Origin of the sequence: Paraplanobispora siamensis, from assembly GCF_016863175.1 — a bacterium.
Classification (GTDB): Bacteria; Actinomycetota; Actinomycetes; order Streptosporangiales; family Streptosporangiaceae; genus Planobispora; species Planobispora siamensis.
The window spans coordinates 14,854-32,337 of sequence record NZ_BOOJ01000009.1; the positions used below are offsets into that span (position 1 = coordinate 14,854).

General features: G+C 70.2%; 18 protein-coding genes. 13 read left to right on the plus strand and 5 right to left on the minus strand.

Annotation, left to right across the window (positions count from 1 at the left end; translation table 11 throughout):
- Positions 1-51: 51 nt before the first annotated feature.
- The 3 genes from Psi01_RS04150 to Psi01_RS04160 all read left to right on the plus strand — a co-directional run bounded on the left by Psi01_RS04150 (position 52) and on the right by Psi01_RS04160 (position 2,777).
- Complete coding sequence (locus Psi01_RS04150; RefSeq protein WP_203875513.1) at positions 52-420, plus strand: DUF742 domain-containing protein; 369 nt, start codon at positions 52-54, stop codon at positions 418-420.
- A gap of 7 nt (positions 421-427) precedes the next feature.
- On the plus strand, positions 428-967 hold the full coding sequence (locus Psi01_RS04155) for a GTP-binding protein (RefSeq protein WP_204062584.1): 540 nt from the start codon (positions 428-430) through the stop codon (positions 965-967).
- Positions 968-1,535: 568 nt separating this feature from the next.
- Positions 1,536-2,777: a flavin-dependent oxidoreductase gene (locus tag Psi01_RS04160; RefSeq protein WP_204062585.1), complete on the plus strand. Its 1,242-nt coding sequence runs from the start codon at positions 1,536-1,538 to the stop codon at positions 2,775-2,777.
- A gap of 101 nt (positions 2,778-2,878) precedes the next feature.
- Here Psi01_RS04160 and Psi01_RS04165 read toward each other — a convergent pair whose 3' ends face one another.
- From Psi01_RS04165 to Psi01_RS04185, 5 genes are read right to left on the minus strand one after another with little or no spacing between them, the layout of a single operon-like run.
- Positions 2,879-3,886, minus strand: a complete 1,008-nt coding sequence (locus Psi01_RS04165) for a methyltransferase (protein ID WP_204062586.1) — start codon at positions 3,884-3,886, stop codon at positions 2,879-2,881.
- A 34-nt stretch (positions 3,887-3,920) separates the two neighbouring features.
- Positions 3,921-4,703 carry an ABC transporter ATP-binding protein gene (locus Psi01_RS04170; protein ID WP_204062587.1) on the minus strand — a complete coding sequence of 261 codons (783 nt, stop codon included), beginning with the start codon at positions 4,701-4,703 and terminating at the stop codon, positions 3,921-3,923.
- Positions 4,704-4,712: 9 nt separating this feature from the next.
- A complete protein-coding gene (locus Psi01_RS04175; RefSeq protein ID WP_239127061.1) occupies positions 4,713-5,516 on the minus strand; it encodes an ABC transporter permease in 804 nt (267 codons plus the stop codon).
- Positions 5,513-6,304 (minus strand): ABC transporter permease, encoded by a 792-nt coding sequence (locus Psi01_RS04180; protein WP_204062588.1) that lies wholly within the window; start codon positions 6,302-6,304, stop codon positions 5,513-5,515. The genes Psi01_RS04175 and Psi01_RS04180 overlap by 4 nt, the downstream gene beginning before the upstream one ends.
- Positions 6,304-7,290 (minus strand): ABC transporter substrate-binding protein, encoded by a 987-nt coding sequence (locus Psi01_RS04185; protein WP_204062589.1) that lies wholly within the window; start codon positions 7,288-7,290, stop codon positions 6,304-6,306. The genes Psi01_RS04180 and Psi01_RS04185 overlap by 1 nt, the downstream gene beginning before the upstream one ends.
- Before the next feature lie 626 nt (positions 7,291-7,916).
- Between Psi01_RS04185 and Psi01_RS04190 the strand changes: the two genes are divergently transcribed.
- The 10 genes from Psi01_RS04190 (at position 7,917) to rplS (ending at position 17,243) form a co-directional block, all read left to right on the plus strand.
- The gene (locus Psi01_RS04190) at positions 7,917-10,850 is read left to right on the plus strand and encodes a sensor histidine kinase (protein WP_204062590.1); all 2,934 of its coding nucleotides are present in this window, start codon (positions 7,917-7,919) and stop codon (positions 10,848-10,850) included.
- 33 nt (positions 10,851-10,883) lie between these two features.
- Positions 10,884-11,306: a roadblock/LC7 domain-containing protein gene (locus tag Psi01_RS04195; protein ID WP_275423584.1), complete on the plus strand. Its 423-nt coding sequence runs from the start codon at positions 10,884-10,886 to the stop codon at positions 11,304-11,306.
- Between the two features lie 114 nt (positions 11,307-11,420).
- A complete protein-coding gene (locus Psi01_RS04200; RefSeq protein WP_204062591.1) occupies positions 11,421-11,843 on the plus strand; it encodes a DUF742 domain-containing protein in 423 nt (140 codons plus the stop codon).
- Positions 11,824-12,417, plus strand: coding sequence for a GTP-binding protein (locus tag Psi01_RS04205; RefSeq protein WP_204062592.1), 594 nt, complete (start codon positions 11,824-11,826; stop codon positions 12,415-12,417). Before Psi01_RS04200 ends, Psi01_RS04205 begins: the two co-directional genes overlap by 20 nt.
- 130 nt (positions 12,418-12,547) lie before the next feature.
- The gene (gene ffh, locus Psi01_RS04210) at positions 12,548-14,095 is read left to right on the plus strand and encodes a signal recognition particle protein (RefSeq protein ID WP_204062593.1); all 1,548 of its coding nucleotides are present in this window, start codon (positions 12,548-12,550) and stop codon (positions 14,093-14,095) included.
- A 510-nt stretch (positions 14,096-14,605) separates the two neighbouring features.
- Positions 14,606-15,067 carry a 30S ribosomal protein S16 gene (rpsP, locus tag Psi01_RS04215; RefSeq protein ID WP_204062594.1) on the plus strand — a complete coding sequence of 154 codons (462 nt, stop codon included), beginning with the start codon at positions 14,606-14,608 and terminating at the stop codon, positions 15,065-15,067.
- Position 15,068: 1 nt separating this feature from the next.
- Positions 15,069-15,311, plus strand: a complete 243-nt coding sequence (locus tag Psi01_RS04220; protein WP_184945466.1) for an RNA-binding protein — start codon at positions 15,069-15,071, stop codon at positions 15,309-15,311.
- 111 nt (positions 15,312-15,422) lie between these two features.
- Positions 15,423-15,938: a ribosome maturation factor RimM gene (gene rimM / locus Psi01_RS04225; RefSeq protein WP_204062595.1), complete on the plus strand. Its 516-nt coding sequence runs from the start codon at positions 15,423-15,425 to the stop codon at positions 15,936-15,938.
- A 4-nt stretch (positions 15,939-15,942) separates the two neighbouring features.
- Positions 15,943-16,731, plus strand: a complete 789-nt coding sequence (gene trmD / locus Psi01_RS04230; protein WP_204062596.1) for a tRNA (guanosine(37)-N1)-methyltransferase TrmD — start codon at positions 15,943-15,945, stop codon at positions 16,729-16,731.
- A gap of 158 nt (positions 16,732-16,889) precedes the next feature.
- Positions 16,890-17,243, plus strand: a complete 354-nt coding sequence (gene rplS / locus Psi01_RS04235) for a 50S ribosomal protein L19 (RefSeq protein WP_204062597.1) — start codon at positions 16,890-16,892, stop codon at positions 17,241-17,243.
- Positions 17,244-17,484 lie beyond the last annotated feature (241 nt).

Sequence of the window (17,484 nt, forward strand, 5' to 3'; positions counted from 1 at the left end):
CATCGCTCGCGAAACGCCGGGACAACAACCGAGAAGGAGGGATAGCATCCGATGAACGAGCCGCCGCCTCAGGCCAAGAGCGGGCGGAATCGTCTGATTCGCCCGTACGCTGTGACCGGGGGAAGGACCGCTCCTCGGACGCAGCTAGCGCTCGAGGCGCTGGTCTCCTCGGCGACTGCTCCGAGCGTGGATTTCGCCATGCTCTCCACGGAGTATCAGGCGATCACCTCGTTGTGCCGGCAGATACGCTCGGTCGCCGAGGTCTCGGCCATGCTGCACATGCCGCTGGGCGTGACCCGGGTGCTGATCGCGGACATGGCGGCCGAGGGTCTGGTGCAGATCCACCATCCGTCGCTGGATGCCGGAAAGCCGGATCTCAACTTGCTTGAAAGGGTGCTCAGTGGGCTTCGCAGGCTCTGACGCCGGGATGACGTCGACGAAGATCGTCGTCGCCGGCGGCTTCGGTGTCGGCAAGACGACCTTCGTCGGCGCGGTCTCCGAGATCATGCCGCTGACCACGGAAGCGGTCATGACGGAGGCGAGTTCGGGGGTCGACGACCTCTCCCAGATCCCGACGAAGCGGACCACCACGGTGGCCATGGACTTCGGCCGGGTCTCCCTGGACCGTGACCTGATCCTGTACCTGTTCGGTACGCCGGGCCAGCACCGGTTCTGGTTCATGTGGGACGACCTCGTGAAGGGTGCGATCGGCGCGATCGTGCTGGTCGACACGAGGCGTCTGGCCGACAGCTTCCCGGCCATCGACTACTTCGAGGAAGCCGGTCTGCCCTTCGTCGTCGCCCTCAACGGCTTCGAGGGCAACCACCTCCACGGCGAGGAGGAGGTGCGGGAGGCCCTGACGATCTCCCCGCACATCCCGATCGTCCGGACCGACGCCCGGTCCCGCGACGCGGTGAAGTCGACCTTGATCACCCTGGTCGAGCACGTCCTCACCCTCCGCGTCTGACCCGGCACCGCCGTGTGGCGCGTGCTCCGTGATGCCGGCGAAGCACGCGCCGTTCCGCGCCGCCGTCCCGATGACGTGACGGCGGTCGTACGGAGGATCCCCGCCTCCGGTCCCCGGCACGGACGGCCATGCCGTCGTGCGCCGCGCGCCTTTCCCGCGTCTTCGCAGCTCCCGCCGGTACGACGGGCCGCTCCACCTTCCGCCGCCCGTACGGTGAGTCGCTCCACCCTCCTCCTCCGCCGCCCGTACGGCGGGCCGCCCCGTCCTCCGTGGTCGCCGTCACCGGCGGCCTTTTTTGTTTGAGTTGAGGAATTTCTCCGCCGAGAATATGAAACGGCCCTTCCTCAATACCCTTTTGTTCTCATGACTATTGGGTGGCGCCGTGCCGTACCGCCATCCGTGGAATGCGCATTGTCTGTTGCTTTCCTGTCGTTTGCGCGATTGCTAGAGTCTGTCGGGAATCGGGCGCCACAGGAATGGCGGAATGGCCGTGCGCGGATTGTGCGGATTCCGTCACTGTCGGATCGACTTCCGATTTCACATTCGCGGCCGGCGCGTCGGGGGGCTCATGCACGTATTGGTCATCGGCGGCGGCATCGGGGGCCTCACCGCCGCGCTCAGTCTGCACGCTGCGGGAATCGCCTGCACGATCGTCGAAAGCGCGGGTGAATTGCGCCCGCTGGGCGTGGGAATCAACATCCAGCCCCACGCGGTCAGGGAGCTGACCGAGCTCGGGCTGGGCGACCGGCTCGCCGCGACCGGCGTCCCCACCAGCTTCCAGACCTACACCGACCGCTTCGGGAGCGTCATCCTGTCCCTGCCGCGCGGCAGGGCGGCCGGTTACCGCTGGCCGCAGTACTCCATCCACCGCGGCCTGCTGCAGATGCTGTTGCTGGAGGCGGTGCGCGAGCGGCTCGGTCCTGCGGCGGTGCGAACCGGGCTGTGCTTCGAGGACGTCGAGCAGGGCCCGGCGGGAGTCGTGGCGTTCCTGCGGGAGGTGCGCACCGGCGCGCGGCTGACCCTCGCGGCGGACGTGCTGGTCGGCGCAGACGGGGTGCACTCGGCCGTGCGGGCGGGGCTCCACCCCGGCGGCGGGCCGCTGCTGTGGTCCGGTGTCAGGATGTGGCGCGGCGTCACCGAGGACGAGCCGTTCCTGGACGGGGCCACGGTGGCCGTCGCGGGCTCGAACCGGTCGTGCAAGTTCGTTGCCTATCCCGTCTCGGCCGACCGCCGGCAGATCAACTGGGTCGCCGAGGTGAAGGTGGGCGACGGCGGCGAGGTGCCGCCCGCAGACTGGTCGCGCGAGGGGCGCCTGCAGGACGTGCTGCCGCACTTCGAGGGCTGGAGGTTCCCCTGGCTGGACGTGCCGGGCCTGATGAAGGGGGCCCGGCACGTCCTGGAGTACCCGATGGTGGACAGGGATCCGCTGCCCTCGTGGGGCACCGGGCGGGTGACGCTGCTCGGCGACGCCGCCCACCCGATGTACCCGGTGGGCTCCAACGGCGGCTCCCAGGCTGTGCTCGACGCCCGGGTGCTGGCCCGGTCGCTGGCGGCGTCCGGGCCGGTGGAGGGCCTGACCGCCTACGAGGAGGAGCGCAGGACCGCCACCACCCCGCTCGTCCTGGCCAACCGGGAGATGCTGATGGAGCGGACCCTCGCGCTGGTGGAGGAGCGGGCGCCGCACGGCTTCGGGGACGTCTCCGAGGTGCTCACCGAGGAGGAGCTGGCCGAGATGGCGGCCGGGCAGCGGCGGATGACGGACATGGACGTCCGGCTGCTCAACGAACGGGCCTCGTGGAGCGTCGTGTGAAAGCCGCGGCGGCCCCGCCCTCCGTGTGGAGGACGGGGCCGCCGCGTCACGTGCCGGGGGCTCCCCGGACGGGCTTCTCAGATGGGCCCTCAGATGGGCCCTCAGATGGGCAGGGCCTCGACGATGCTGGCCCCGGCGGTCAGCTCGATCCGGCGGTTCAGGCGGAGCCCGGCCTTGCCGAGCAGCTCGCCGTACTCCGACGTGCTGCGCTCCATGCCGTCACCGAACAGGGCGAGCATGCGCATGTCCACGTCCTTGGAGATGTGCGGGCTGTCGTCGTCGGGCACGACCATCTCCACCAGCAGCACCCTGCCGTCGTCGGTCATGGCCTCACGTACGTTGCGCAGGATCCGCACCGCGTCCTCGTCGGACCAGTTGTGGATCACGCTGCCCAGCATGTAGGCGTCCGCCCCGGCGGGCACGGAGGCGAAGAAGTCGCCGCTGACGCATTCGCATCGATCTTCAAGACCGGCCTCGGCGAAGAGCTCCCGCGCGCCCGGGACCACCTGTTCCAGGTCGAACAGGATGCCGCGGACATTTGAATGGGAGTTCAAAACGGCGGCCAGGACGTGTCCCTTGCCGCCCGCCACGTCGACGAGGGTGCGCACCCCGGAGAAGTCGTAGCGGGAGGCGACCGCCTCGGCGAACGGCCGGGCCCTGGCCACCATGTAGTCGTCGAACAGCCGCCCCGCCTCGGGGTTCTCCTTGAGGTAGCCGCCGTACATCGGCCCGAAGCGCTCCACGAAGGCCGACCTCCCGGTGCGCACGGTCCGCGGGAGCGTGCCCAGGCCGTACCAGAAGCCCTCCTGGGCGATCATCCGTACGGCGGGGCGCAGGGAGTCCGGCGCGTCGCTGCGGAGCGTGGCGCCCGCCTCGGTCAGCCCGTACACCCCCGGCGCCGTCGTCGTGACGATTCCCATGGAGGCGAGCTGGCGCAGCACCCGGCCCAGCGCGGCGGGGGCCGCGCCGCAGCGGGCCGCCAGCTCGTCCGCGCTCATCGGCCCCTCGTGCAGGTGGTCCGCGCAGCCCAGCTCGGCCATCACGGCCAGGGCGGCGAACCGGGACACCCCTCCGATCGCATCCCAGATCGGCGCCTGCGGGTCGTCCATTGACAGTCCTCTCTCAGGTTCGGGAAGCGCGGGTTCAGGAAGCGGCGGCCGGGTGGCTCCGCATGCCGCGGACCAGGCGGCCGACCTCGGCGCGCAGGTGCACGAAGGCGGGGTTCTCCCGGGTGGTGATCTGGTCGCGGGGTCCGGGCAGGTCCACCCGCAGGTCCCCGACGACGGTGGCCGGGGCCTTGGCCAGCACCACGACGCGGTCGCCGACGTAGACGCTCTCGTCGATGTCGTGGGTGATGAGCAGGATGGTCATGTTGTGGTGGTTGCGCACGCGCAGGGTCAGGTCCTCCAGGTCCTCGCGCGTCTGGGCGTCGACCGATCCGAAGGGCTCGTCCATCAGCAGCAGGGACGGCCGGTAGGCCAGCGCGCGGGCGATGGACACGCGCTGCTGCATGCCGCCCGACAGCTGCCACGGATACTTGCCGGAGGCGCCGGCCAGGCCCACCTGCTCCAGGGCCTCCTCGGCGGCCGCCCGCCGCTGCCCGCGGTCCATGCCCTTGCGCCGCAGCGGCAGCGCGACGTTGTCGCCCACCGACATCCACGGGAACAGGGACCGGCTGTAGTCCTGGAAGACCACGGCCAGGTCGTCCGGGGTCCGGTCGACGGGGGTGCCGTTCAAAGTGATCGTGCCGCCGGTGGGCTTCAGGAGGCCGGCGATGGAGCGCAGCAGGGTTGACTTGCCGCACCCCGAGGGGCCGACGATGCACACCAGCTCGCCCTGGGTGACCCGCAGGTCGATGCCGCCCAGAGCGTGGTGCGCGCCGGGTCCGCTGCCGTAGGTGTGGTCAAGGTTGGAGATCTCAAGCACAGCGGGTCCTCAGGTCGTCTGGTTGGCGGTCCGGTGCCACGACAGGATGCGCCGCTCGGCCGCGAGGAACGCGGTGTTGAGGACGTATCCGAGGACGCCGAGCAGCACGATGCTTCCCCACACACCGGGGTAGTCGTAGGACCGCTGGGCGTCGAGGAGCTGGAAGCCGATGCCGTTGGTGCTGCCGACCAGCTCGGAGATGACCATCAGGATCAGCGCCAGCGACAGGCTGAGCCGCAGACCTGCGAAGATCTTGGGCATCGCCGAGGGCAGGATGACCCGCATCAGCCGCTGGCCGCGGGAGAAGCCGAAGGCCGAGGCGGTCTCCAGGTGCAGCCGGTCGACGTGACGCGCCCCGTCACTGGCGTTGAGCAGGATCGGCCAGATGATGCCGAACACGATCGTGGCGACCTGCATCTGCGTGCCGATGGCGAACAGCGCGAGGAAGAGGGGGAGCAGGGCGGGAGGCGGGATGGCGCGCCCGAACTGGATGATCGGATCCACGAACTGGGAGAATCGCTCGGAACGCCCCAGCATGATGCCGAGGGCGATCCCGATCACGCCCGCGAGCAGCCATCCGGAGAAGATCCGGCCGAGGCTCGTGGGGATGTTCTCCAGGGCCCCCTCGGTCAGCCAGAGGTGCTGGGCGGGACCCGAGAACCACAGCTCGTGCATGCGGGACGCGATCACGGTGGGCGGCGGGAAGAAGATGTCCTCCGCCGTCCGGGTCGCGACCTCCCAGGCCACCAGGACGACGGGCACCAGCCACAGGCGGCCGGCGACGCGCAGGAACCGCATCGCCGCGGCCGTCACCGGGTCCCCCCGGTGCGGGCCAGGTGCCAGTGGAACAGCCGCCGTTCGGCCAGGGTGAACAGGCTGTTGGAGACGACTCCGATGATCCCCGCCCAGATGGTGGCGGCGATGATGTACTCCAGGGCGTCGGGGCTGCCGCCGGCCTCGATGATGAACGTGCCGATGCCGCTGGCGCCTCCGGCCAGCAGTTCGGCGCTGATCGCCAGGATGAGCGCGATCGCGGCGGCCAGTCGTACCCCGGTGGCGATGAAGGGCGCCGTGCTGGGCAGCGAGACCCGCCACAGCACGGCCATCCGGCCGAAGCCGAAGCTGCGCAGGGTCTCCTTGGCCAGCGGGTCGACGTCCTTGAGGCCGTACATGGTGTTGATCAGGACCGGCCACCAGGCGGCGTAGACGATCACCGCCACCTTCATGTCGAACCTGTCGGAGAACAGCAGCAGGGCCAGCGGGATCAGCGCCACCGACGGGATGGGACGCAGGAACTCCAGGACCGGCCGCAGCGCCGCCTCCACGCGCGGCAGCGTGCCGAGCAGGAAACCGGTGGGGACGGCGACCAGCACGGCGATCAGCAGGCCGGCCGCCCAGGCGCCCAGGGTGGAGGCGACGTCGGCGAGGAACTCGCCGTCGGCCGCCAGCGCCGCCGCGCGGCTCACCACCGTGGAGGCCAGCGGGAACACGATCGGGTCGATGAGCCCGGAGCGCCCGGCGAGTTCCATGACGCAGAACAGCCCTGCGACGCCGGCGGCGCCGCAGAGCAGTCTGCTGCTGAGCGGGGAACGCCCGGTCATCAGCCGCTGGCACCCGGGAGGATGGTCTTGGCCGAGATCGCGCTCTTGAGGTAGCCCTGCTCCAGCATCAGGTCCGCCACCCGCTGCAGACGGGTCTCGTCGAGGCTGGTGGGGAAGGTGCCGAGCGTGATGACGGCGGCGGTGGCCGCGTCGATCTTGGTGTAGGTCGGCAGGATCTCCTCCACGGCCTTGCGGTCGGCGGCGGCGATCTCCTGGGCCTTGGCGATCGCGCGCTGGAAGGCGGCGACCGTCTTGGGGTTCTTGCTGGCGAAGTCCTCGGTGACGACCACGCCCGCGATGGGGAAGTCCGCGGTGGGGCCGGTCATGGTGTCGGCGAGCTTGGTGGCGCCGATGTTCTTCTGGACGGCGGTCAGGTGCGGCTCGGTCATCCAGGCCGCGTCGACGACGCCCTGCTGGAGCTTGCCCGCCATCTCGGGGAAGGGGAACTCCAGGAACTCGACGTCGGTCTCGGCGAGGCCGTGGGCCTTCAGCACCGAGGTGACGGCCAGCGTGCCGATGTTCTTCTTGCTGTTGACCGCGACCTTCTTGCCCTTGAGGTCGGCCGGGGTCTTGATGTCGGAGCCCTTCGGCACCATGAGGTTGAAGGAGTTCGGCGTCGCCTGGTACATGTCAGAGATGATCTTCAGCTTGTTGCCGGCCGAGACGGCGAGGAAGGTCGAGACGTAGTTGGTCTGCGTCGCGTCCAGGGAGCCGCCCATGAGGCTCTGCTGCGCCTGCGCGCCGCCCTGGACGGTCTCGATCGTCACCGTGAGGCCCTCTTCCTTGAAGAAGCCCCTCTTGTTGGCGATGTAGAGCGAGGCGGCGTCCGGGATGGGCAGGGCGCCGACGGTGAGCTCGGTCTTCTCCAGTCCGCCGGCGTTGGCCGCGGTCGTCTCCGTGGGGGTGTCCGAGCCGCCGCAGGCGCTGAGCGCCAGCATGGCGACGAACCCTACGGCGGTGACCCGGCTCGCGAGTCTGAACCTCATCAGCTCTCCTTAGCTGCATTTCCACCCCGGTGGGACTCGCCGGGGCATGCGGCGGCACGGAGACGGTCCCGTGAGGTGTGTGATCAGGGGGGTGTCGATCGTGGATCAGAGTAGCGGAGCTGATCGCCCAAATAACAAATATCGGTCTATTGGGCTAAACCGGTCATAGACTCACTTATCTCATTTCTATGCGCCGTTTGCCATCGTTTGTCGCGTCCCTAGAAGGTTGAGATCGCAAGCGTTTGCGGGGCGGCGAACACGGCGAACCGGATATAGGGGAAGAAGTATTGTCCGGTTGATGGGGAGATGTACCGGTTGATAGTAACTAGTGGCTTATGCACCGTTGGCCGAACTCCTCCGGCTGTGCTCCAATAACCCCTACCCCATGGATGTGTCGGCGTCCCTTGCTTATCAGCTGATGTGACGCGAACCCCCTCCACTACATGAGGATCCCAGGAGAGGCAGCGGAGCCAGTGAGGACAGCGTCAATCCCCAGCCAACGCGGACCGGATCCGGCCGCGGCCCCCGTTCCCGCCGCTCAGAGGGGATCGGCAGGCGGTGACGACCCGGACCCCGACGCCGCCGGCACGCACACGGGCGGGAAACTGGCCCTGCGCAACTGGCGGGTGCGATCGCGTCTGATCGCGCTCATCGCCATCCCGACCATCGCCGCGATCATCCTGGGTGGGCTGCGGGTCATCTCCTCGCTGAGCAGCGCGGCCGACTACGAGCAGGTGCACGTCAACGCCGAGCTCGCCGCCAAGCTCAGCGAGCTGGCGCACGAGCTGGAGGAGGAGCGCGACCTCTCCGCGCGCTTCGTGGCGCAGGGACGGGCGCAGAGCGGCCTGGCGGCACTGCGGGAGCAGTACGGCCTCGTCGACGACGTGGCGGGGGACGTCGGCGACCGCGTCGACCTCATCCTCGGCGGGAGCGAAGCCGAGCTGTTCGGGGACCAGGGCAGGACCGAGCTCGCGCAGGTGCGCAACCGCATCGACGAGCTCGGGAGCGTGCGCAAGACGGCGACCGAGACCCAGCTGCCCGCCCAGCCCACGATCGCGATGTACACGCGGACGATCACCGACCTCCTTGCCCTGCACGACGAGATCCTCCAGGGTGCCGCCGACCCGGACCTGGCCAGTTCCGCGATCGCCTTCGGCGCGCTGACCAGGGCCAAGGAGCTGGCCTCGCAGGAACGGGCCATCCTGGCCGTCGCCCTCGCCGCCAGGGAGTTCACCTCCGAGGGCCTGGACGCCTTCGTCGGCGCCCGGGCGAGACGCGACAGCGAGCTGGCGACCTTCCAGACCGAGGCCACGGTCGCCCAGCGCCAGCTGTTCGACGACACCGTCAGCAGCCAGCGCAAGGACCGCGCGGAGTCCATGCGGCAGCGTGCGCTCGTGCTGGCCAAGAACACTCCTCCCCGCCTCGTGCGCGTCGACGTGTCCGGCACCCGGGCCAACGACCAGACCACCTGGTTCGACGCCTCCTCCGAGGTGGTCGAGCGCATGCGCGAGGTGGAGAAGAAGGTGGCCGACCAGGTCATCGCGCGAAGCCTCGTCCTGCAGGAGGCCGAACAGCGGGGCGCCCTGATCGCCGGAGCCCTGACCGGGCTGCTGCTCCTGCTGGTCCTGATCGTCACGACGGTGATGGCGCGCTCGCTGGTCAAGCCGCTGCGCCGGCTGCGCACCGAGGCGCTGTCCATCGCCGGCCAGCGCCTGCCGGAGACCGTGCAGGCCATGCGCGAGAGCGGCGAGGTCGCCGCCGTCAGCGTCCAGCCGATCGGTGTGTCCTCCGACGACGAGATCGGTGAGGTGGCCCGGGCCTTCGACGAGGTCCACCGCGAGGCCGTACGGCTGGCGGGCGAGGAGGCGTCGCTGCGGAGCAACGTCAACGCGATGTTCGTCAACCTCTCCCGCCGCAGCCAGACCCTGGTCGAGCGCCAGCTGGCGCTGATCGAGAGCCTGGAGCAGGGTGAGCAGGACGAGAACCGGCTCGGCAGCCTGTTCCGGCTGGACCACCTGGCCACCCGCATGCGCCGCAACAGCGAGAACCTCCTGGTCCTCGCCGGCCAGGAACCCGCACGCCGGTGGAGCCAGCCCGTCCCGCTCATCGACGTGGTCCGCGCCTCCCTGTCGGAGGTCGAGAGCTACGAGCGGGTGGAGCTGCGCATCTCCGGCGGGGTGTCCGTGGCCGGAACGTGCGTCAACGACGTCGTCCACCTGGTCGCCGAGCTGGTGGAGAACGCCATCTCCTTCTCTCCGCGCGAGACGAAGGTCGTCGTGTCGAGCAACCGCATCGACGGCGGCGGCGTGATGATCTCGGTCACCGACATCGGCATCGGCATGACGGCCGAGGAACTCGCGCAGGCGAACTGGCGGCTGGCCAACCCGCCCGTCGTGGACGTGTCGGTCTCCCGCCGGATGGGCCTGTTCGTGGTCGGCCGCCTGGCCCTGCGCCACGGCATCCGGGTCCAGCTCCGCCAGCAGGACAGCGGCGGCCTGACCGCCATGGTGCTGCTCCCCGAGAACCTGCTCGCCGCCGCGCCCCAGATGCCCGGGATGCCGCCCATGGCGCAGGGATCCATGGGACAGGGCCACGGGGACTGGGCCTCGGCGTCCTCCATGGAGCGGCCGCCGGTCATGGCCAGCCCCGTCTCGCTGGACTCCGCGCGACCCGCGTTCGCCTCCTTCGAAGCCGCCCGGCAGGACTTCAACTCCTTCGACGCCGGACAGAGCTTCGCCTCCTTCGACCCGCAGGGGTACACCTCCTTCCAGGGCTCACAGCCCTTCCAGAGCTCCCCGCCGGTGCAGGGAGGCGGCCAGTACGGCGCGCCGCTCGACACCCCGTGGCCGGGGCACGTGCCGCCGCCGGGTTCCGCTCCGGCGGCGCCGAGCTGGCCCTCCGCCTTCCAGGACTCCGGGCCGTGGCCCTCAGGACCGATGCGCGGCGGCGACAGCGGGGGATGGGGCTCCCCGGCCGGCCGGCCGAACCGGCGCGGGTTCGGGCCGGAGTCCGACAACACGGGGCCGCTGCCCGTGGTCAGCGAGTCCTACTCGCTGGAGGGGGAGCGGGAGGAGTTCCTGCCGATCTTCGCGGCGGTGGAGTCCGACTGGTTCAGGAAGGCCGAGCCCGTCGCCCCCGCTCCCGAGGCCCCGGCCGCGCCGCAGCAGAACGAGGACGTCCAGGAGACCGCCGCGGTCCCGGCCCCGCCCCCGCCGCCCCCGCCGGTGCAGAGCAACTGGTCCTCGCCGGCCGACGCGGGCTGGCAGGCGGCCCGCGCGGCGAGCGAGCCCTCGCTCGGCGGAGTGACCGGCGCCGGACTGCCCAAGCGGGTGCCCAAGGCGAACCTGGTGCCCGGCACGGTCACCTCGGAGGCGGGCGGCGTCCCGCAGGCCTCCGCAGCCCCGCGCCCCTCGGTCTCCCCGGACGCGGTCCGCAACAGGCTGGCGAGCTTCCAGAGAGGCGTACGGCAGGGCCGGGCGGTCGCCCGGGGCGAAGCCGGCGCAGAGCAGGCGTATCCCGGCTTCGCCGGGAACGTTGAAGGAAACGAGGAGGACCGGTGAGCGAGCCCATCCGATCGCCGAGGAGGATGACGCGTGCGTGAACTGAGCCAGGCAGCTCGCGGGGTCAACTGGTTGATCACCGACTTCGTGAACAACGTCCCCGGAGTCGCCCACACAGTGGTGGTCTCGACGGACGGACTGCCGCTGGCCTTCTCGGACGGGTTCCCCCGCGACCGGGCCGACCAGCTGGCCGCGGTCGCGGCCGGCCTGATCAGCCTGACCCAGGGCGCCTCACGGGTCTTCGAGGGCGGTGGGGTGACCCAGACCGTGGTGGAGATGCAGCGCGGGCTGCTCCTCATCATGTCGATCAGCGACGGCTCCTGCCTCGCGGTCCTGGCCTCCCCGGACTGCGACATGGGCCTGGTCGCCTACCAGATGACGCTGCTCGTCGAACGTGCCGGCCAGGTGCTGACGCCGGCCGTCCGGGCTGAACTCCAAGCCTCCCATCCGCGATGAGGGTCCGCGAAGGCGCCGGTCGCCGGCGCCGGCCGCGACGCTTCCGCGTCGCGGCAGACACTGTCCTAGGAGGGTGCCGTGGCAGGCCCTGGCTGGCCCGATGACAGGGGACCGATGAGTGGTCCCCCCCATCGGCCGACGGACGACGCCCACCTGCAGCAGGGTGGTCCCGTGCACCACGTGCAGCCGCCGCCGGCGGAGCAGAGCTCCCTGGTCCGGCCGTACGCGGTGACCGGGGGACGCACCGCCCCGCGCACGCAACTCGCCATGGAGGCCCTGGTCTCCTCGGCGACGTCGATCCATCTCGATCTGTCTACCCGCACACCGGAGTACCAGGCGATCAGCGCCCTGTGCCGGCACGTGCGTTCGGTCGCTGAGATCTCCGCGATGCTCCGCATCCCGCTGGGCGTCACCCGGATCCTGATCGCCGACATGGCGGCCGAGGGTCTGGTCCAACTGCACCAGCCGCAGCTCAACGCGGGCAAGCCGGATCTCAACCTGCTGGAAAGGGTGCTCAGTGGACTTCGCAGGCTCTAGCCGCGGTGGCGGCCTCACATCGACCAAGATTGTCGTCGCCGGTGGTTTCGGTGTGGGCAAGACCACGTTCGTGGGGGCGGTGTCGGAGATCCTCCCGCTGACCACGGAGGCGGTGATGACCGACGCCAGCGCCGGCATCGACGACCTCGGCCTGACCCCGAACAAGACCACCACCACGGTGGCGATGGACTTCGGCCGGGTCTCCCTGGACCGCGACCTGATCCTGTACCTGTTCGGCACGCCGGGCCAGCACCGGTTCTGGTTCATGTGGGACGACCTGGTCCGCGGCGCGATCGGCGCGATCGTGCTGGTCGACACCCGCCGCCTGGCCGACAGCTTCCCGGCCATCGACTACTTCGAGGAGGCCCGGCTCCCCTTCGTCGTGGCGCTCAACGGCTGGGACGGCACCTATCCGCACGGTGAGGAGGAGGTGCGGGAGGCCCTGACGCTCGCCCCCAACATCCCGATCTCGCGGACCGACGCGCGCTCCCGCGACGCGGTGAAGGCCACGCTCATCACCCTGGTCGAGCACGCCCTGACCATGCGGATGGCAGTGCCGGGATGGGGCCGCTAGGCGGCACGTCCCGCCGCGACCGGGCGCCACGCCCGCGACGCCGCCCGCACCGGGGCGTCAGGCGCATCCCCCAGCGGATAGGCTGGGAGGTCGAGTCGCAGACCCTGTAGCGCAGAGGCTGGCCAATCACGTGTTCGAGACGCTTTCCGACCGGCTCACATCGGTCTTCTCCTCCCTTCGGTCCAAGGGTCGGCTCTCCGATGCCGACATCGACGCGACCTGCCGCGAGATCCGCATCGCTCTGCTCGAGGCGGACGTCGCCCTTCCCGTCGTCAAGACGTTCGTCGCCCAGGTCAAGGAGCGCGCTCGCGGGGCGGAGGTCTCCCAGGCGCTGAACCCGGCCCAGCAGGTCGTCAAGATCGTCAACGACGAGCTGATCGAGATCCTGGGCGGTGAGACCCGCCGGCTCCGCCTGGCGAAGAACCCGCCGACCGTCATCATGCTGGCGGGTCTCCAGGGTGCCGGAAAGACCACTCTGGCCGGCAAGCTCGCCCGCCACCTGCGGGAGCAGAACCACGTCCCGCTGCTGGTCGCCGCCGACCTGCAGCGTCCCAACGCGGTCCAGCAGCTGTCGGTCGTGGCCGAGCGGGCGGGCGTGGCGGTCTACGCGCCCGAGCCCGGAAACGGCGTCGGCGACCCGGTCGCGGTGGCCCGCCAGTCGATCGACCACGCCCGGCGGCAGCAGCACGACATCGTCATCATCGACACCGCCGGCCGCCTGGGCATCGACCAGGAGCTGATGAAGCAGGCCGCCGACATCCGCGACGCGGTCTCGCCCGACGAGGTCCTGTTCGTGGTCGACGCCATGATCGGTCAGGACGCCGTCTCCACGGCCCAGGCCTTCATGGAGGGCGTCGGCTTCGACGGCGTCGTGCTCACCAAGCTCGACGGCGACGCCCGCGGCGGTGCCGCCCTGTCGGTCCGCCACATCACCGGCAAGCCGATCATGTTCGCGTCCACCGGTGAGAAGCTCGAGGACTTCGACGCCTTCCACCCCGACCGGATGGCCTCCCGCATCCTCGACATGGGTGACATCCTCACCCTGATCGAGCAGGCCCAGAAGACCTTCGACGAGCAGGAAGCCGCCAGGATGGCGGGCAAGCTCACCTCGGGCGAGGGCTTCACGCTGGAGGACTTCCTCGAGCAGATGATGATGGTCCGCAAGATGGGCCCCATCAAGAACCTGCTCGGGATGATGCCCGGCATGGGGCAGATGCGCGACCAGCTCAACCAGATCGACGACCGCGACCTGGACCGCGTCGCGGCGATCATCCGCTCGATGACGCCGGCCGAGCGCGCGGACCCGAAGATCATCAAGGGGTCCCGCCGCGAGCGCATCGCCAAGGGCTCCGGCGTCACGGTGACCGAGGTCAACAACCTGGTCGTGCGCTTCTTCGAGGCCCAGAAGATGATGAAGCGGGTGACCAGCGGGATGGGCATCCCCGGCATGCCGGGCGGGCGCAAGGCCAAGGCAGCGCAGAAGAAGGCCGGCAAGGGCCGCCGCGTCAGCGGAGACCCGCGCAAGGCCGCCCTCGCCAAGGGCGCGTCCGGCGGGGCGGGCAAGTCGCCCGACCTCGGCGGCGCCCTCGGCAACCTCGGCGCGGGCCAGCTCCCGCCGGGCATCGAGCTGCCGCCCGGCTTCGACCCCTCCAAGTTCAAGTTCCCGGGACAGAAATGAGCGACGACAAGTTCTTCGCGCGCGCCCGGTGGATCTGGGTGATCATCATCGTGGGCTTCATCGCGGTGGCGGCGCTGGAGCTGCTGGGGATCCGGCCCAAGTGAGGCCGCCCCGAGTGGGGTCGTCTCAAGTGAGGCCGTCTCAAGCGGGGCCGCCCCGAGTGAGGCCGTAGGAGGGCCGTCGCGCGTGCGACGGCCCTTCTGGCGTTACGGGGATCGGCGCGTCCGTGGCGGGGGCCGGTGGTCCGGTGGTCTGCGGCGTGGCGGGGGCCGGTGTGCCGGGGCCGCCGCGTGTGGTTACCGAGATTTTCCCTCCGGAGCCGGGGGAGACGGGCGTCGGTTGGCCGGGCACCCCCATGCATCTGGCACAATGGCATGTTGGAACATCTCGGCTGCGCGGGCGCCCTCTAACCCCCGCCGGTCGTGCCTGTCCCTGCAGCGATCCGCTCTTCGTGCCCCACTCGATGAGCCGTCGCTCACCCACGCCCTAATGCATGGAGAGACCACACCCGTGGCAGTCAAGATCAAGCTCAAGCGGCTCGGCATGATCCGCAACGCGCAGTACCGTGTCGTCATCGCCGACAGCCGCACCAAGCGTGACGGCCGGGCGATCGAGGAGATCGGCCTGTACCACCCCAAGGAGAACCCCTCGCGCATCGAGATCGACGCCGAGCGGGCGGCCTACTGGCTGGGTGTCGGCGCGCAGCCGACCGAGCCGGTTCTGAAGCTCCTCAAGATCACCGGTGACTGGCAGAAGTTCAAGGGCGAGCCCGCCCCGGCGCCGAAGCTCGTCGCCGAGCCCAAGCCGGACCGGCACGCCGCCTACGAGGCCGCGGCCAAGGAGACCCTGTCCCTCGACGCCGCCACCACTCCGAAGAAGTCGGCGAAGAAGGCCCCCAAGGCCGAAGAGGCCGCCGCCGAGGCCCCGGCCGAGCCGGTCGCCGCCGAGGAGAAGCCGGAAGGCGAGGCCTGAGGTGCTCGAGGAGGCCCTCGAGCACCTGGTGAAGGGCATCGTCGAGCATCCCGACGAGATCCAGGTCCGGGCCCGCCGCATCCGCAGCGGGCGCGTGCTTGAGGTCCGGGTCCACCCAGAGGACCTGGGCAAGGTCATCGGCCGTGGTGGCCGTACGGCCAAGGCGCTCCGCACCGTCGTGAACGCTCTTGGCGACGGAAAATACGTCCGGGTCGACCTGCTGGACCTGGACGAGGTCCGCTGACACGAGATTCCACGAGATTCATCGAGCGGACGGGTCATCCACCGATGTGGATGACCCGTTTGCGTTGTTTCCACACCAGGTTTTCGCACACGACGATTTCAGGAGACGGGCGTGCAGCTTGTCGTAGGCCGCATCGGCCGCCCGCACGGGCTCCGCGGCGACGTGACCGTGGAGGTCCGCACCGACGACCCGGAGCAGCGCTTCGCCCCCGGGGCGACCGTCTCCACCGACCCCGCCTCCGCGGGACCGCTCGTCGTCGCCTCCCGCCGCTGGCACTCCGGCGTCCTGCTGGTGCGCTTCGAGGGTGTGGACGACCGCGACCGGGCCGAGGAGCTGCGCGGCACCATGCTCGTCATCGACTCGGCGGACATCCCGCCCTCCGACGACCCCGACGAGTTCTACGACCACCAGCTCATCGGCCTCACCGTGGTCACGCCCGACGGCGAGCGGGCCGGTGAGGTGACCGACGTGCTGCACCACGGCCAGGACCTGCTGGTCGTACGGCGCGGCGGCAGGGACGTCTACATCCCGTTCGTCAAGGCGCTGGTTCCGGAGATCGACCTGGAGGCCGGCACGCTCCTGGTGGTCGCGCCGGCGGGCCTGCTCGACCCCGACCAGGCCGTCTGACGACATGCGCATCGACATCATCTCGATCTTCCCCGAGTACTTCGCCCCCCTCGACGTCTCGCTCATCGGCAAGGCGCGCGAGCGCGGCATCCTCGACGTCCACCTGCACCAGCTGCGCGACTGGACGCACGACGTGCACCACACCGTGGACGACACGCCCTACGGCGGCGGTCCCGGCATGGTCATGAAGCCCGACCCCTGGGGCGAGGCCATCGACGACGTCCTGGCCGCCGACCCCGCCGCCCGGCCGCGGATCGTCGTGCCGACGCCGAGCGGGGTCCCCTTCACCCAGAAGCTCGCCATGGAGTACGCCGCCGAGCCCTGGCTGCTGTTCACCCCGGCGCGCTACGAGGGCATCGACTCCCGGGTCATGGCCGAGTACGGCTCCCGCCTGCGGGTCGACGAGGTCAGCATCGGCGACTACGTGCTGGCCGGGGGAGAGGTGGCCGTCCTGGTGATGGTCGAGGCGGTCGGCCGGCTGCTGCCCGGGGTGCTGGGCAACGCCCGCTCGGTCGCGGACGACTCCTTCGCCCCCGGGGCCATGGAGAACCTGCTCGAAGGCCCCGTCTACACCAAGCCGCCCCGGTGGCGGGAGCGCGAGGTGCCCGAGATCCTGCTCTCCGGCCACCACGGGAAGATCGCCCGATGGCGGAGGGACGAGGCGCTGCGCCGTACCGCGAAAAACCGTCCCGAACTGCTCGCGGCGCTCGATCCGCAGAGCCTCGACAAGCACGACCGGAGGCTGCTCGAGGAGCTCGGATTTCCGGTGAGCGGCGAAAATATGGCACACTGAACCGTTGCCGCAGACTGTTCACGGGTCGGCGCGCGCCGCCGGGCCGACGGGCCCGGCTTCCAGGACACATCCAGCCCAGCATGTGCGTCCACCGCGATGCCGCCTTCGGCGCGGCCGGGTGGACCTCCGCATGCTCGCGTAAATGAGGTACCACTGTCATGCACACGCTGATCACCGAGCTTGAGAAGGCCACGCTCCGCAGCGACGTCCCGGACTTCCGTCCCGGTGACACGCTTGAGGTGCACGTCCGCGTCATCGAGGGCAACCGGTCCCGTGTCCAGGTCTTCAAGGGCTTCGTCCTGCGCCGTCAGGGCAGCGGCGCCCGTGAGACCTTCACCGTCCGCAAGATCAGCTACAGCGTCGGCGTCGAGCGCACCTTCCCGGTGCACAGCCCGGTCATCGAGAAGATCAACGTCGTGACCCGTGGTGACGTCCGCCGCGCCAAGCTCTACTACATGCGCGACCTGCGCGGCAAGGCCGCCCGCATCCGCGAGAAGCGCGAGGCTCGCTGACGCCCCGCGCGGCCCCTTTCGGGTCCGCGCGACAGCGGCTCCGGCCCGTCCCCGTGGGGGCGGGCCGTTTTCGCATGTGGTGGCGGTACGTTTCCGCATACGGAGGTGGTTCGGCGGGTATGGAGCCCGCCGTTCCCGCTGTCGTCGCGAGACGGTCGGAACCGGCAATGACGGACGAAGGCGGACCAACGATGATGGAATCGAGAGCAGTCCATAACCACCGGCTCGACCATCGAGCCCC